General features: G+C 51.3%; 16 protein-coding genes. All 16 read left to right on the forward strand.

What is annotated here, in order from left to right; all coding sequences use genetic code 11:
• The first annotated feature begins 39 nt into the window (after nucleotides 1-39).
• A complete protein-coding gene (locus AN477_RS12150) occupies nucleotides 40-639 on the forward strand; it encodes an adaptor protein MecA (RefSeq protein WP_054969420.1) in 600 nt (199 codons plus the stop codon).
• A 226-nt stretch (nucleotides 640-865) separates the two neighbouring features.
• Nucleotides 866-2,143 (forward strand): Glu/Leu/Phe/Val family dehydrogenase, encoded by a 1,278-nt coding sequence (locus AN477_RS12155; protein ID WP_054969421.1) that lies wholly within the window; start codon nucleotides 866-868, stop codon nucleotides 2,141-2,143.
• Nucleotides 2,144-2,268: 125 nt separating this feature from the next.
• The gene (locus AN477_RS12160) at nucleotides 2,269-2,475 is read left to right on the forward strand and encodes a hypothetical protein (protein WP_054969422.1); all 207 of its coding nucleotides are present in this window, start codon (nucleotides 2,269-2,271) and stop codon (nucleotides 2,473-2,475) included.
• Between the two features lie 181 nt (nucleotides 2,476-2,656).
• Nucleotides 2,657-3,490, forward strand: coding sequence for a spore cortex-lytic enzyme (gene sleB, locus AN477_RS12165; RefSeq protein WP_054969423.1), 834 nt, complete (start codon nucleotides 2,657-2,659; stop codon nucleotides 3,488-3,490).
• A gap of 19 nt (nucleotides 3,491-3,509) precedes the next feature.
• Nucleotides 3,510-4,829: a PepSY1/2 domain-containing protein gene (locus AN477_RS12170; RefSeq protein WP_054969424.1), complete on the forward strand. Its 1,320-nt coding sequence runs from the start codon at nucleotides 3,510-3,512 to the stop codon at nucleotides 4,827-4,829.
• Nucleotides 4,830-4,942: 113 nt separating this feature from the next.
• On the forward strand, nucleotides 4,943-5,605 hold the full coding sequence (locus tag AN477_RS12175; RefSeq protein ID WP_054969425.1) for a flagellar brake protein: 663 nt from the start codon (nucleotides 4,943-4,945) through the stop codon (nucleotides 5,603-5,605).
• 100 nt (nucleotides 5,606-5,705) lie between these two features.
• Nucleotides 5,706-6,200 (forward strand): hypothetical protein, encoded by a 495-nt coding sequence (locus AN477_RS12180; protein ID WP_054969426.1) that lies wholly within the window; start codon nucleotides 5,706-5,708, stop codon nucleotides 6,198-6,200.
• Nucleotides 6,201-6,429: 229 nt separating this feature from the next.
• On the forward strand, nucleotides 6,430-7,110 hold the full coding sequence (gene cmk / locus AN477_RS12185; RefSeq protein ID WP_054969427.1) for a (d)CMP kinase: 681 nt from the start codon (nucleotides 6,430-6,432) through the stop codon (nucleotides 7,108-7,110).
• Nucleotides 7,107-7,709, forward strand: coding sequence for a lysophospholipid acyltransferase family protein (locus AN477_RS12190; RefSeq protein ID WP_054969428.1), 603 nt, complete (start codon nucleotides 7,107-7,109; stop codon nucleotides 7,707-7,709). Before cmk ends, AN477_RS12190 begins: the two co-directional genes overlap by 4 nt.
• Before the next feature lie 96 nt (nucleotides 7,710-7,805).
• A complete protein-coding gene (gene rpsA, locus AN477_RS12195) occupies nucleotides 7,806-8,972 on the forward strand; it encodes a 30S ribosomal protein S1 (RefSeq protein WP_054969429.1) in 1,167 nt (388 codons plus the stop codon).
• 431 nt (nucleotides 8,973-9,403) lie between these two features.
• A complete protein-coding gene (locus AN477_RS24515) occupies nucleotides 9,404-9,721 on the forward strand; it encodes a hypothetical protein (RefSeq protein WP_157061939.1) in 318 nt (105 codons plus the stop codon).
• A 134-nt stretch (nucleotides 9,722-9,855) separates the two neighbouring features.
• Complete coding sequence (locus AN477_RS12205; RefSeq protein WP_054969431.1) at nucleotides 9,856-11,244, forward strand: DUF512 domain-containing protein; 1,389 nt, start codon at nucleotides 9,856-9,858, stop codon at nucleotides 11,242-11,244.
• A 99-nt stretch (nucleotides 11,245-11,343) separates the two neighbouring features.
• The gene (der, locus tag AN477_RS12210; protein ID WP_054969432.1) at nucleotides 11,344-12,660 is read left to right on the forward strand and encodes a ribosome biogenesis GTPase Der; all 1,317 of its coding nucleotides are present in this window, start codon (nucleotides 11,344-11,346) and stop codon (nucleotides 12,658-12,660) included.
• Between the two features lie 32 nt (nucleotides 12,661-12,692).
• Nucleotides 12,693-13,280: a glycerol-3-phosphate 1-O-acyltransferase PlsY gene (gene plsY / locus AN477_RS12215; protein WP_054969433.1), complete on the forward strand. Its 588-nt coding sequence runs from the start codon at nucleotides 12,693-12,695 to the stop codon at nucleotides 13,278-13,280.
• A 39-nt stretch (nucleotides 13,281-13,319) separates the two neighbouring features.
• A complete protein-coding gene (locus AN477_RS12220) occupies nucleotides 13,320-14,354 on the forward strand; it encodes an NAD(P)H-dependent glycerol-3-phosphate dehydrogenase (RefSeq protein WP_054969434.1) in 1,035 nt (344 codons plus the stop codon).
• A gap of 134 nt (nucleotides 14,355-14,488) precedes the next feature.
• A complete protein-coding gene (gcvH, locus tag AN477_RS12225; RefSeq protein ID WP_054969435.1) occupies nucleotides 14,489-14,872 on the forward strand; it encodes a glycine cleavage system protein GcvH in 384 nt (127 codons plus the stop codon).
• The last annotated feature ends 177 nt before the right edge of the window (nucleotides 14,873-15,049 follow it).

Consider the following 15,049-nt stretch of genomic DNA (forward strand, 5'->3'; position numbering starts at 1 on the left):
TTCAGAAAGCCGAATGCAGCGAGAAAGGGAGGGGTACCGATGCGAATTGAACGGATCGCCCGAGATAAGGTGCGCATCTTCATAAGTTACGAGGACCTCGAACGACGCGGCATCGACCGGGATGAAATATGGCATAACGGCAAAAAGGTGCAAGAGCTTTTTTGGGATATGATGGAGACAGCCTACGAAGAAGTCGGCTTTGAAGTAGCCGGTCCGATTTCCATCGAGGCCTTCACGATGCCCCAGGAAGGCGTTGTCGTCATCGTGACTCGAGTACCCAGCCTGCCCGCTCGCAAGGATGAGGAAGACGAGAGCGAGGAAACCATGGACTTCGAGCTCCCGGATCCACTGGATTCAAACTTCGTATTTAAAATTCGCGACTTCGAGGATGTTGTGTTGATTGCACATGCCTTGGTTGAATACGCAATCGTAACGCGCCTCTTTATGTATAATGAAGCGTACTATCTGACCGTTGATGAGAACAGTATGAGCGACGATGAGTATGATTCCATTTGGGCTATCCTCCAAGAATACGGGGAGTTTTCGGGCCTCACGCCGACCTGGCTGGAGGAATACGCAAAAACAATTCTGGCTCGGGATGCGATTCAGACCATTGCAGATCGCTTTTCTCTTCGTTAAAGTTGCAACGAGACAACCCTATTGTGACTATCCAGAGGGACTATGCAGGCGGACAAGCTGAACACTCGTTCGCCGGCGTCCCTGGATGAACAACCAACGATATTAACCACACCGGATTGACGTCGTCCGTACAAGAGGTATACTTGTTTGCGATTTGAATGAACTTCTTAGGATGAAAATCAAGCGTACGCAAACGAAAAGGTAGCTAAAAGGTGGGTATTATTTCATGACAAACCTGCAGTCTGTCTCTGCCGGCACCACGGCTGAAGATCTGGACGTGTTCACAAGTACACAATCCATCATTCAGGAAGCGCTTTCAAAACTTGGGTTTTCCAATGAAATGTATGAACTGCTTAAAGAACCCCTGCGTGTTCTGACCGTTCGCTTTCCTGTGCGGATGGATGATGGTTCTGTTCAGGTCTTCACTGGTTATCGGGCACAGCATAACGACGCTGTCGGTCCTACGAAGGGTGGGATCCGGTTGCATCCAGACGTCACTGAGGACGAAATCAAAGCCCTGTCGATTTGGATGTCAATCAAGTGTGGGATTGCAGACCTGCCGTACGGCGGAGGCAAAGGCGGCATCGTTTGCGATCCGCGCCAGATGTCTTTTGCAGAGATTGAACGGCTGAGTCGTGCGTACGTGCGAGCCATCAGTCAGATTGTGGGGCCCGCGAAGGATATTCCCGCTCCGGATGTATTCAGCAATTCACAAAATATGGCCTGGATGTTGGATGAGTATTCGAGAATACGCGAGTTCGATTCGCCTGGATTTATCACAGGAAAGCCTATCGTACTTGGCGGCAGTAAGGGTCGGGAGAAGGCAACTGCGCGTGGCGTTGTGATCTGCATTGAACAGGCTGCAGCGGCTCGCGGAATTGAGATCCAGAATGCCAGAGTCATCGTTCAAGGGTTTGGCAACGCCGGCAGTTACGTGGCACAGTTTATGCATGAATCGGGTGCGAAAGTCGTTGGCATCTCTGACGCCTATGGTGCACTGTATAACCCCGATGGCTTGGATATTCCGGAGTTGCTCGAGCAGCGGGACTCTTTTGGCACGGTGACCAAGCTGTTTAAAAATACGATCACGAATAAAGAGCTGCTCGAACAAGAGTGCGATATACTGGTCCCGGCAGCGATTGAAAACCAGATCACGCAGGAGAACGCACATCGGATTCGGGCGAGGGTCCTTGTCGAAGCCGCCAATGGACCAACGACAACCGCAGCCACCAAGATTCTGGACGAAAACAACGTCTTGATTGTACCCGATGTTCTCGGAAATTCGGGCGGGGTTGTTGTATCGTATTTTGAATGGGTACAAAACAACCAGGGCTTCTATTGGACTGAAGATGAGGTGGACGCCCGCCTTGTCGAACTCATGCGTCGCAGCTTTGATTCTGTATACCAAACCGCTCGACGGTACAAGGTTGATATGCGACTCGCTGCATACATGGTCGGGGTGCGCAGGGTTGCAGAATCTGCCCGCTGGCGAGGGTGGGTATAATCCGCGAAGCAGGAGTTTTCATCAGCAATGGCGAAGGAATAATTCACTGGCTGGAAAGTTTATGATCAGCACCGCTGGAACATAATATACTTGTTTGGGATTTGGGATTAGGGGGTACACACTGCATGCGCTCCGAAACGCTCTTAACTGAAGGAGTGACTGACGACGTGGCGCTGGCAAACCAACGGGTGAAGGTGCACATCCGGTGCCGGAAATGCGGCGAAACGTTTATTCTTCGCGGAGTACGAGACGCGAAGGGACATATTGAAACTGGATTTAAAAAATGCCTGTGCGACAACGAAGATGACTTTGAAATTGAGTCGCTTGCCTGAGCTAGATTCGCTATTCGTTGCAATTGCAGTGCAAGGTAAAGTCTTATAAACGAAATACGCAGAATGTCTGATATGCCTGTCCATGGTGGACAGGCATATTTTGTGTTGGTTGAACCACACTATGAGCACCCCCGTTTCCGAGGGACATTTTCGCATGACCTGGAAGGAGCTCGACAGACACATGGGCAAGCATACTAGGATTTGGCGAAGAGCCTTCGTGATTGCATCACTGTCAGTTGCCCCAATCCTGGCTGCAGGTATACAGGGAACTCAGCCGTTTCGTTCAACCACGGTCAACCCCTTTGTTCAAGTTGCCAATGCATTTACCATGCGCAACCTGATGTTGGGCAGTCAAGGGAATGATGTATACGAGCTTCAAAATCGGCTCAAGTTTTTAGGCTACTACAAAGGGAAAATTGACGGAAAATTTGGCTGGATGACGTATTTTTCAGTTCGGCGGTTTCAGCAACAGTTCGGTATGCCGGTCAACGGTCGGGTAACGCTGAAAACCAAGCAAGTCCTCGTCAAGGCAACCCAAGCATGGAAGTATCATTCAGGCGGAACAAGTTCACCGCAGACGTCGACTCCGTCGAGCCCATCAACCGCAGCGTCTGCTGGACAACCGTCAAACTCGCTCAATGCCCAACCTGTTCCTGGCATCACGCAATCGGACATCAATTTGCTCGATCACGTTGTCAGCGGGGAGGCGCGCGGAGAACCATATGAGGGGCAAGTGGCTGTGGCTGCAGTCATTTTAAACCGGTTGAAGAGCCCTAAATTTCCGCACAGCATTCCTGGCATTATTTACGCTCCAGGAGCGTTCACGTGCGTTTCAGACGGGCAAATTAACGTTCCTCCGGACGCAAGCGTCAAGAAGGCAGTCTTGGCTGCGATTCATGGATGGGATCCGACCATGGGCGCATTGTACTACTTCGACCCTGCAACCGCGACAAACAAATGGATTTGGTCTCGTCCGGAGATACTCCAAATTGGCCATCATATCTTCTGCCGCTAGAAAGGAAGGGGGGATTTGAATGCATCGAATCACATGGTTTGCAATTCCAATTGTAGGTCTCGCTGTACTCAGTTCCGGTCTCGGTGTTTGGAACTACCGACTTCACAACGACCGCCAAGCCCTCGTTGCGCAAACAGATGCCCAGTACTCGTCCGCCTTTCACTCCCTCGTCAGTGATGTAGGGAACATTGAGAAACGACTCGGCGAGTCCGAAGTATCCGCCGACAAAGCCGGGTTTGCGGCCTGTTCAAGAGACATCTGGAGGATTTCGTTCGCCGCACAAAACGAGATCGCAAAGCTTCCCGTTGAACTCATGCCCATGCACAACACACAAGCCTTCTTGACGGCGCTCTCGAATCAGTCAGATGCCTGGTTGAATGAAGGTGCTACGAGTAAAGACCCGACAGTGCTGAAACAGGTTGAGACATATTACAAGAAAGCGGAACAAGCAAGCACGGAACTTGAAGATGTGCAAAACAAGATCCTAAATGGAGGACTCGGCTGGGTTGGCATCAATCGGGCCATGAATCAAAAAAACGGCTATCATACAGGGGACAATCAGGTTGTCGATGGGTTTCGTAATCTCGATAATGGTCTGTCGGGTTTTTCTGAAGCAGCAGCGCTTGGCGGACAAGTGGAAGGTCCCGCTTCACCAGGAAAGACTCAGCAAGGTCCCATCGTTTCTCCATCTGCAGCCATGCAGAGGGTTGCTGCTTTACTCAACGTGCAGTCCGGCAAAGACTGGCGTACCAAAACCTCGAACCTTGGCGGAGTCGAACAGGTTTACATGATCTCAGGCTCAACTTCACATGGACCAATGTCCGCAGTTGTCACCAGAGCAGGTGGCAAAGTATTGGTTCTCCATGGCAGCAGGACAGTAAGGAGCAGTCAGCTTGGTTTGGCCGGAGCTGCAGACAAAGCAGAGTCATGGTTGCAAAAGAACGGTTTCGGTGAAGTGACCACGGAGATCGCCAACGAATACGACCATGTCGCTTACTTTGTCCTTGTTCCTAAGACCAAGAACGGCTTAGCGATAGATTCCCCAATCAGCGTGCACGTTGCACTGGATAACGGGGATATTCTCGCGCTCGACACGCAAGCGTACTACCGCACCCCAATCCCGCAAGTGGCGCCAAAACGAGTCTACACAGCCGATGAGTTACGGAATCGGTTGAACAAGCAACTCAACGTAGAACAGGTACGCAATGTTGTGATGCACGACAATATGGGTAGTGTCCGAAGCGGCGTACAATTTATCGGTACACACGGAGGACAGACCTACTCCGTCGTCATGGATGCAACGACTGGAAAACAGATATCCGTCCGGCAGTTGTCATAGATTTCTTCCTGAACAACCAATAGACGGAAATTCATGCGCCATGGCTCGGTTAATGTTTATAATATAGAGACACTGACATTACTCTTGCATGGCGCATGAAAAGGAGATACTCAATGCAATTGCCGCTTATTGGACAGCCCCTGCGAATCCGCATGCATCGCAATGACGAGTCCTATTTTAGGACTCGATTACTGGATGTTCATGCAAATGGTCTAGTCATTGATGTTCCGATATTACAGCAACCCATTACTGGTCTAACACCTGGCCACAACTTTTGGGTCGAATTTCATGGGACGGGTGGCTTATGTCGATTTCCATCAACATTGCTTGCCGTTAACCAATCTAACGGCACTTCAGTCAGCTGGGTTATCAAACGCCCTGAAGAGACCCAATTAGAGCGAGACCAACGTCGCGAATTCGTAAGAGTTGAAACCGATCTCCCTGTACGCATAGAGTTCACACATAACGGGGTGGTCCACACCCTAGATGTGCGTTCGCGGGACTTAAGCGGTGGAGGGATTAGTCTGTCTTTGCCAAAACATAGTCCACTCCAAATTGGATATAGCTTGATCTGCCGGTTTATTTTACCTCGAGACCAATTTCCGGTAGAGACGCAAGGAGTGCTGTTACGACTAGAGGAACGAGAGGACAATGCATCTCTAATTGGTTCGATCCATTTCGAGAACATACAACCGGCGATTCAGAAAAAAATCATTCAATATACGTTCTGGCGGCAACGCTTTTTGTTAGAGGTTATGAAGGGAAAGCGCAGCTGATTCTGAACCTCAAACGCAACGATCCCATGCCGGAGCGATACATCCTTGACATGATTAAGGGTTTGTCCGCATACGATACGTTGCAGGAGGAGATGAGCGGATGCATCGCGAGAGAGCAGCGGCGGACGACCCGTATCGCAGTTTCGCAGAACGAATTGACAGTCTGACTGTCCCCATCGCCCTTGGTTTCGTAACCATGTTGATAGTGGTTCAGGCTGTCATGCAAGTGCCCTCGGTGCACCAGACACTGGACAAATGGCGGTCTGGCTTTGCGGCTGTACCGACAGGACAGGTTACGTCACACCAGCAAGCCAGTGTAGAACTGTATCTCTCTCCGTCACAGACCAGTTCGAACATTGTTGTTCTCGTCAACGGTAAACAGGTGGCAGACTTTTCACATCAACCATTTGTGAACATTTCCGTACAACCGTCAGACGTCATTACGGTTGTCAACGACAGCGGGCACGTCGTTTATGCAACAGTGAACCAAAATGACCCTAGCTTAGTTGTTCCTGCACCCGGTCAAAGGGTTGTAGTAGAGCCAAATACACAAGCAGATTTCCCAAGTGCACGCTTCCAAATTCCCGCTTCCTAAGCGGTTTTGATAGTTCTGAGCCGGGGTGAACGACGGTCTGCTTTGGTTGCGATGGGGGAGGGGCTGTGCTATCATAAAAATTGAAATTTGCTACGCAGACCGCTGCTTTCTTTTGTTGGCTTGCACTCGTAAATCATTCGGGTGAATCGCGCAGGAGACGTCATGGTTTTGAAAGCGGGCTCTGTCGGCCTGCTTTTCGTTTTTTATCCGGTGTTGTGGGGGAACGTCTGTGGAGGAACACATCAGTATCGCAGTTGATGGTCCAGCAGGAGCTGGCAAGAGTACCGTTGCACGCGCAGTTGCCAAGCGGTTGGGCCTGTTATACGTCGATACAGGAGCAATGTACAGAACAGTCGCGTGGTTGGCTGTCCGATTTGGAGTGAAAGCCACGGATGAAAACGGACTTGTACGACTGCTCGACGAATATCCTGTGGAATTTCGACGCGATGCGACTGAAGGCACCTTGGCTGTGTTTTTTCAGGGTCGTGATATCACCCCAGAGCTCCGGTCTCCCGATGTATCTGCGATAGTTTCACCCCTGTCCGTACACCCACGAGTACGTGAGCGGCTTACATCCATCCAACGAGATTTGCGAAAGAATACAGGCGTTGTTATGGATGGACGCGATATTGGGACAGTAGTAATGCCGGATGCAGACGTGAAAGTCTTCTTAACTGCAAGCCTGAACGAACGAGCGCGGAGGCGTGCTGAGGAATTTGCACTGAAAGGCCACACGGTTGAAGAATCTGAGATTCGAGACTCAATGGCCGAGCGTGACGAACGTGATTCGTCTCGTGATATCGCACCACTGCGTCCAGCTATGGATGCTCACATCCTTGACTCCACCGGAAAGTCGATAGACGAGGTGGTTGCGCAAATTCTCAACTGGGTTCGGGAGTGCGCAAAATGAGTGACATTGGCCGCAGATACCAATCACCGTTGTACAAAGTAATGCGAGCTGTTGCGGTGGGCCTTCTTCATGGCATGTTCCGCCTGCGGGCGCATGGCAGAAGCAATTTGCCTGTGGAGGGACCGTTTCTCATCGCAAGCAATCACATCAACATTCTTGATCCGTTTGTGATCGGTGCTTGCGTTCCGAGATTTGTGGAATTCATGGCAAAGGACGAGTTGTTTCACATCCCGCTCGTGTCCGGCGTGATACGGTATCTAGGAGCTTTTCCTGTTCGCCGCGGCGCAAATGACAAGGCTGCATTAAAGAGGGCTCTCGAAGTGCCAAAACGGGGGGGCTGTCTCGTCATCTTTCCGGAAGGACACCGTTCGCGAGATTGTAAAGTCGGCAAAGGCTTACCTGGTATCGCGTTGGTGGCGCGTCGGTCGATGTGCCCAGTTGTACCCTGTGCGATTGTCGGTACATATGGTTTTCGACGCTCGGTCACGGTCCGGTTTGGGGAAGCCATTATTCCTTCTCATGACGACACAAATGAGTCGTTATTGGACAAACTGATGACACAGATTCAAGCGTTGCATAGCGTTTCAAACCTTGGGTGAATTACCGGCAGCAAGCTTCCGGTTCGCGTTACCGTTTGGTGATGTGAGACTTCAAGGTAGTGATAAAAATGATGGTGTGTGATAGGAGGGCATTGTATGTCAGAGGAAATTCGCGAAGCCGTAACTGAAACGACGCTTAACCCCGGTGACGTTGTAACTGGACGTGTGACCGAAGTCGACGACAAGAAGGTTGTTGTTGACATCGGATATGCATTTCAGGGGATTATTCCTATCCGGGAACTCTCAGCACTTCGCATTGACCACCCGTCTGAGGTCTGTGCAGTCGGCGACGAAGTAACAACCAGAGTTGTGAAGATTGATAACGAAGACCAAGTTGTTGTGCTGTCTAAGCGTGAAGCAGCGGCACAAGGTGCTTGGTCGGAGCTTCAGGATAAGTTTGAAAACGGCGATACATTTGAAGTGACCGTTCAGGATGTCGTAAAGGGCGGACTCGTTACGGATGTAGGCGTTCGAGGATTTATCCCTGCCTCCCTCGTTGATCGCAAGTTTGTCGAGAACCTTGAAGAATTTAAAGGTCAGAGCATTCGCGTCAAGGTCGTTGAACTCGACGCTGAAAACAACAAACTCATTCTCTCTCGCAAGGCTGTCCTCGATGACGAATACGAGCAAGGCGTATCCCAGACACTGCATTCTCTCCCGGTCGGTTCAGTTGTGACAGGTACTGTTCAACGCCTGACCAATTTCGGTGCATTCGTCGATGTTGGCGGTGTGGACGGGTTGGTTCATATTTCTGAACTGGCATGGCACCACGTCGACCACCCGGAAGACGTTGTGAAGCCTGGGGACACGGTCAAAGTGAAGATCCTCAAGGTTGATCCGGATGCAGGCCGCGTTTCCCTCTCCGTTCGTGAAGCAATGCCGAGCCCATGGGAACAAGGCGTACAGGAGTTTACACCAGGCAGCGTGGTTACAGGTATTGTACGACGTATCGTAGACTTCGGTGCTTTCGTAGAGTTGAAGCCTGGTCTGGAAGGTCTGGTTCATATCTCTCAGATCGCACATCAGCATGTTGCACAAGCTTCAGATGTGCTTGAGGAGGGCCAGGAGGTCAAGGTGAAAATTCTCTCCATTGACCCAGAACGGCAACGCATCTCGTTGTCTATTAAAGACGCCTCGGAAGAGCGCCCAGCACGCCGTGAACCGCAACAACAACAGCAACGCTACCAGAGTGCGCCGCAGGATGACAGTGGGACAGGCGCCACGATTGGCGACCTCTTCCGCGATCTGTTCAAGAAGCAATAATCATCGCAACAGACAATATGACATCGGGTCAAGCTGCACAAGGACACTTGTGCAGCTTTTTTGATGCTGATGCACATCGAGGTGACGCATAGAATATACGTCCCCGGGAAAACTTCCCGCAGTGCGCAGGAAGGTGTTGCTAATTGACAACAGACGCTTTACTACTCCCCTTTCGAACCACATTCATCCTTATCCTTCTCATGCTTTTGCTGACGCGAGAGACTCGAGAACACATCACAGCTGTCTCATGCCGCTGGATCTGGTTCGCATTCTCTTGCAGCACTCTAACCATGCTGATTCATTTCATATCTCCAACAGTCTCCTTGTTTGGATTTGCTTTGTTCGCAGTGACAGGCCTTTACTTGTATATGGCACCCTCGCCACGCTGGAGTCGGACGTACCCAAATATTGTAGGTCTCGGCGTCCTCTTCATGGTTGTACAATGGAGGGTGGGCCGTACAGCCGGACACGTCGAGTGGTTTCATGTCTCGACTGAAGTCTGGCTCGCTTTGGTGCTGTCAGTTGCAGTCGTGTTAGATTTAAACCGCGTTGACCGTTTTCTGTCCATTAACGCGCTTTTCTTGCTGTCCACAGTCACACAGTGCGTCTTTTCACTGGCTGTTCCTGGAACAACATTCGAGTCAATTGCTCGTGCTCTATTTTGCGAGTATTGGCTGTCAGTCTTGTTTGTGACTCTTGTCAACCTGTTACAACTCCTTTTTGTCGCGAGAACGGCCAGACATCCATAGACAACACGGATTGCGAGACCGTTTGTCGTACTCAGAAAACCCGGCCATGCTCGTCGAATCGCTTCTATTTGACGGAATTCGTTCAATCAAGCATAATGAGAAATTGACAAGTTTTTAGGTGGGAGTGCTTCGAATTGCCAAAAATCGCTCAAGTACATCCAGGTTCACTTGCTGAAGAATTGGAGTTGCAATCTGGAGACGAACTTTTGTCCATAAATGGTGTTGCCATCCGTGATATTGTCGACCTGCAGTTCGCCCTTGCGACTGAAGAGCTTGAACTCGAAATCAAGAAAGCAGACGGAGAGCAGTGGGTGCTCGAAGTTGAAAAAGGTTACGATGAAGGTTTAGGGGTCGATTGGGAGAATCCTACCGTAGATAGGGTAAAACTCTGCCATAATAAGTGTGTGTTTTGTTTTGTTGATCAGATTCCACAAAACATGCGCCAGACGCTGAACGTCCGCGATGACGATTATCGACTCTCATTCCTGCACGGAAACTTTGTCACTTTGACGAACGTCAAGGACGACGAGTTGCAGCGGATCGTCGACCTAAAAATGTCTCCGCTCAACATCTCTGTGCATACAACAAACCCGGAGTTACGTGTTCGAATGCTGGCGAATAAACGTTCCGGTGAAATCCTTCGCCAGATTGAGTTGCTCTCTGCCGGCGGCATCGAGATGAACACTCAGATTGTGCTATGCCCGGAGTGGAATGACGGGGCGGAGCTGGACAGAACCATTCAAGACTTAGTGAAATACTACCCTGCCGTGCGTACACTGTCCGTTGTCCCGGTCGGACTCACGAAACATCGACGTGGACTGCACTCTCTCCGTTCTTGCACGGAAGAAGAAGCGCAACGTGTCATCGAACAGGTTGCACACTGGCAGGCTGTTTTCCGTCAGCAAATTGGAGCTTCGTTTGTCCACGCAGCCGATGAGTTTTACGTCCTTGCGAGCAGAGACGTTCCGCCTGGGGATCATTACGACGATTTTGCTCAAACGGAAAATGGTGTAGGTGTGATTCGCACTTTCCTGGATGAACTGGAAGACTCTTGGTTGCGCGTGCCTCGCTTTGTCTCCGGTCAGAGAAGGCGCGTTGCTGTTGTAACGGGGACATCGGCAGAGAGGACGATTCGACACTCTTTGCAACGCCTGAAGGAGTTCGATGGCTTGAAATACGGTGTATTTCCAATCGTCAACGACTTTTACGGGCATCATGTGACTGTTACGGGTTTGCTCACCGGCCGCGACATTGTTGCGCAGATGGCGGGGAAACTGGACGGTTATGACACCGTGCTGCTTCCTGATATCATGCTCAAAGACGACGCGGACGTGTTTCTCGACGACTACACCGTAGAACGCGTACAGAGTGAGCTTGGCGTCAACGTAACCGTCGTGCCAGCCTCTGGTACAGGGCTTTTGTACGGAACGCTCGGGCATACGCATGCCCTTCCGCCGCGTCGACGCTATGAGGCAACCTTACGCGAGGACTACCCGTCAACTAACATAAGTCAAGCAAACTGACATGGATGACGTACCCGCGTGCCTTGTCAGCTGTTACAATGCGGGTGCAGACAAGCTTTCCGCCTGCGGAAAGACACCATCAAGACAGGACTGAGGACTATGGCATTACCGGTTGTTGCCATCGTAGGCCGAGCCAACGTTGGAAAATCGACATTGTTTAACCGGATCGTCGGAGAACGAATTTCGATTGTAGAAGACATTCCCGGTGTGACTCGGGATCGCCTGTATGCACAGGCAGACTGGAACGGACAAAACTTTCTCCTGATTGATACCGGTGGGATAGAGTTGGCCGATGCGGATGAGGTTGCGAACCTCATCCGCGTTCAAGCTGAGCTCGCCATCGACGAGGCACAGGTGATTATCTTTTTGGTAGATGGCCGCAGTGGTCTCACGTCATCGGACCATGAAGTTGCCCGCATGTTGCGCAAGTCCGGAAAACCTGTTGTTCTTGGGGTCAACAAAATAGACCACCCAAATCATCTTGCGGCAGTGTATGATTTTTATGAACTGGGATTTGACGAGCCAATTGGCATCTCCTCTGAGCATGGTCACGGAACAGGGGATCTCCTTGATGCCGTTGTGCGTCAACTGCCGCGCACAGACGAAGATACATACGACGAAGACGTCATCAAAATTGCGTTGATAGGCCGTCCAAACGTCGGCAAGTCGTCGCTCGTCAACGCTTTGCTTGGCAATCAGCGTGTCATGGTGAGCCCTGTTGCTGGAACGACACGAGACGCCGTAGACTCCCCGCTTGAGATGGATGGCCAACGATTTGTGCTCATCGATACAGCCGGAATTCGTCGAAGAGGAAAAGTCTATGAACGAATCGAAAAATACAGTGTACTGCGTGCCCTGCGAGCCATCGAACGTGCTGATGTTGTGTTTGTTGTACTTGACGGTGAGAGCGGCATTGCTGAGCAGGATAAAAAGATTGCCGGATACGCTGTGGAAGCAGGCCGCGCGGTCGGAATCGTCGTCAACAAGTGGGATGCTGTCGAAAAAGACGACAAGACGTCTCAACGGTTCATTGAGGAAATTCATGAACAGTTTCCGTTCATGCGTTGGGCACCCATACAATTTGTGTCTGCAATCACGGGTCAGCGCGTTCATAAGATCCTCCCGCTCGCAATGGAAGTCGCGAACAATCATGCCATGCGCATCTCAACATCAACCCTGAATACCGTGATTGAAGAAGCGACAACCAGCGTCACCCCGCCGTCTGACAAAGGGGTGCGGTTACGAATCTACTATGCAACCCAAGTCGGTACGAAACCGCCGGTCTTTGTTCTGTTTGTGAACCGTTCGGAATTGATGCACTTCTCGTACCAGCGATACATAGAGAACCAACTTCGCAAATCATTTGAACTGACGGGGACACCGATTCGCATTGTGGCCCGAAATCGGTCAAGCTAAATCTGTCCAGTTCTGGAAGGGGAGCACCACCTGTGTTGATTCTTTGCGTGATAATAGGGTACGCACTCGGGTCTATCTCATTTAGCACACTGGTTGGAAGATGGTTTGGCAAAATCGACATCCGGGAGCACGGCAGCGGAAATGCTGGTGCGACGAATACCTTGCGCATCCTCGGTGCCCGTTACGCAATCCTAGTCTTGTTGGCCGACATTGCAAAAGGTGTTGTTGCAGTTGGCATCGGCATTGGTCTCGGTCACGGAAATCCGTGGGTCACATACCTCAGTGGTCTCGCAGCCATCGTCGGCCACAACTGGCCCGTCTTTTTCGGATTTCGAGGCGGCAAGGGGATCGCGACTACCATCGGGGTGCTGCTTGTTGTGATGCCGCGGTCTGTGCTGTTGGCTGGCTTGGTAGCTGTCGTCTTGATTGCCTTGACGCGCTACGTTTCACTTGGTGCTTTGGTTCTGACGATTCTCACGCCAATTCTCGGTATTGTCTTGCACAGTGGGACAGGCAAGGTCTGGTTGGCCGTGGCAGTTGCAGTGTTGTCCATCTGGCGGCACCGCAAAAATATCGGTCGGCTAATGCGGGGCAAGGAACACCGAGTGTTTAGCAAGTAGAAGAGCAAGTGTCACTGCTGCTAAGGGGGATACAAACACATGAGAGTTGCCGTTCTCGGCGCTGGCAGTTGGGGAACTGCTCTGGCAAGTGCCTTGGCAGAAAACAGGTGTGAGGTAACCATCTGGGCACGAGATGCGCGCATCACACAGCAAATTCAGTCAGAGCATATCAATACTCGGTACTTACCGAACGCGAAGCTCCCCGCTTCGTTACGCGCAACAACGGATCTGAAAACTGCCTTGATGGATGCAGAAGTCGTAATTTACGTTGTACCGTCAGCTGCAATGCGCGAGGTGGTTGAGCTTTCGCGCCCGCTGTTGTCGGGTGCACCAATCCTCTGTCACGCAGTGAAGGGTTTTGATCCGACAACAGGGTCTACGATGACCGACTTGTTGCTCGAGTACCATCCTGATGCCAGAGACCGTTTCTGTGTCATAGCAGGGCCAAGTCATGCAGAGGAAGTCGTAGAAGGACTCCCCACGACAATTGTCGCCGCTGCATATACACGGGCCACAGCAGAAGCCATACAGGACCTCCTGATGAGTAAAGTCCTGCGGGTGTACACGAATCCTGACGTCAAGGGGGCTGAACTCGGGGGAGCTCTCAAGAATATCATCGCGCTCGGGGTCGGTATTGCCGACGGGCTTGGGTTCGGGGACAACGCCAAGGCGGCACTGATGACGCGCGGTTTGACCGAGATCGCACGCATTGGCTTAAAACTTGGTGCATCCGTTCTGACGTTTGCCGGCTTATCGGGCGTGGGCGACCTGATTGTGACCTGTACAAGCTTGCACAGCCGCAATTATCGAACCGGGAAACTGCTCGGACAGGGCAAATCGCTTGAGGAAGCCCTGGCGGAAGTCGGAATGGCTGTCGAAGGTGTGAATGCAACGCGAATTGCCATTCAACTTGCGTCGAGTCACGGTGTTGAAATGCCGATTGCAAACGCCTTGAGCGACGTCCTGTTTCATGGGAAACCTCCGCGTGCAGCTGTGGAGGACCTGATGGGGAGAGCGCGCGTTCACGAAATTGAAGAGGTTGCCAGGGACCAGATTTCCGCGAGTTGGAACTAGTTTCTGTCTTTCAGCCATTTGCAGGTTCAAGATGTGGATCTTGGTAGTTTACTTTGCTACACTTTGTAGCGAGATTGCGGTTGTCCGCGACATTCATTATGAGCGGTTCTTCCGCACGTTAGGGAGGGTTGTTAATGAGCAACACACCACAGGACTTAAAATATTCTAAAGAACACGAGTGGGTCCGAGTCGATGGCACCAAAGCGTACATCGGCATCACGGACTTTGCTCAAGACGAGCTTGGTGACATTGTGTTTGTGGAACTTCCCGAAGCGGGGTCAACGCTCACAGTGAATTCGACGTTCGGAACTGTCGAATCTGTCAAAACGGTGTCTGATTTGTTTGCACCAGTCAGTGGAACAGTCGTTGAGGTAAACGACGCGCTCGGGGATAGTCCGGAAGTCGTGAACAGTGATCCATACGGTAAGGGATGGATGATTGTTGTCGAGATGTCTAACTCGGCCGATCTAGATGACCTGCTGGATGCTTCAAGTTACGAGGCCCACGTTTCCGAATAACCCAAACCAATCCTGTTTCTCCGAGAATGCAGTCCGTACAACGGACTGCATTTTTTGTTTGTGCGCCCGGCATGGGCGTTGTCTATACGGTGGAAGTCCGGAGTGGTGAAGGTAGCAGTAGCCATTAGCTCAAGCCAAGGGTGTCCACCGCGAGGTGGAATCTGAAGGAAGGCGGCG

It is taken from the genome of Paenalicyclobacillus ferrooxydans (assembly GCF_001399675.1).
GTDB classification, from domain to species: Bacteria; Bacillota; Bacilli; order Alicyclobacillales; family Alicyclobacillaceae; genus Alicyclobacillus_B; species Alicyclobacillus_B ferrooxydans.

Excerpts from the sequence above, each read along its gene's own strand:
- AN477_RS12150 (WP_054969420.1), top strand. The coding sequence starts at position 40 with ATGCGAATTGAACGGATCGCCCGAGATAAGGTGCGCATCTTCATAAGT.
- AN477_RS12155 (WP_054969421.1), top strand. The coding sequence starts at position 866 with ATGACAAACCTGCAGTCTGTCTCTGCCGGCACCACGGCTGAAGATCTG.
- AN477_RS12160 (WP_054969422.1), top strand. The coding sequence starts at position 2,269 with ATGCGCTCCGAAACGCTCTTAACTGAAGGAGTGACTGACGACGTGGCG.
- sleB (WP_054969423.1), top strand. The coding sequence starts at position 2,657 with ATGGGCAAGCATACTAGGATTTGGCGAAGAGCCTTCGTGATTGCATCA.
- AN477_RS12170 (WP_054969424.1), top strand. The coding sequence starts at position 3,510 with ATGCATCGAATCACATGGTTTGCAATTCCAATTGTAGGTCTCGCTGTA.
- AN477_RS12175 (WP_054969425.1), top strand. The coding sequence starts at position 4,943 with ATGCAATTGCCGCTTATTGGACAGCCCCTGCGAATCCGCATGCATCGC.
- AN477_RS12180 (WP_054969426.1), top strand. The coding sequence starts at position 5,706 with ATGCATCGCGAGAGAGCAGCGGCGGACGACCCGTATCGCAGTTTCGCA.
- AN477_RS12190 (WP_054969428.1), top strand. The coding sequence starts at position 7,107 with ATGAGTGACATTGGCCGCAGATACCAATCACCGTTGTACAAAGTAATG.
- rpsA (WP_054969429.1), top strand. The coding sequence starts at position 7,806 with ATGTCAGAGGAAATTCGCGAAGCCGTAACTGAAACGACGCTTAACCCC.
- AN477_RS24515 (WP_157061939.1), top strand. The coding sequence starts at position 9,404 with ATGGTTGTACAATGGAGGGTGGGCCGTACAGCCGGACACGTCGAGTGG.
- der (WP_054969432.1), top strand. The coding sequence starts at position 11,344 with ATGGCATTACCGGTTGTTGCCATCGTAGGCCGAGCCAACGTTGGAAAA.
- AN477_RS12220 (WP_054969434.1), top strand. The coding sequence starts at position 13,320 with ATGAGAGTTGCCGTTCTCGGCGCTGGCAGTTGGGGAACTGCTCTGGCA.
- gcvH (WP_054969435.1), top strand. The coding sequence starts at position 14,489 with ATGAGCAACACACCACAGGACTTAAAATATTCTAAAGAACACGAGTGG.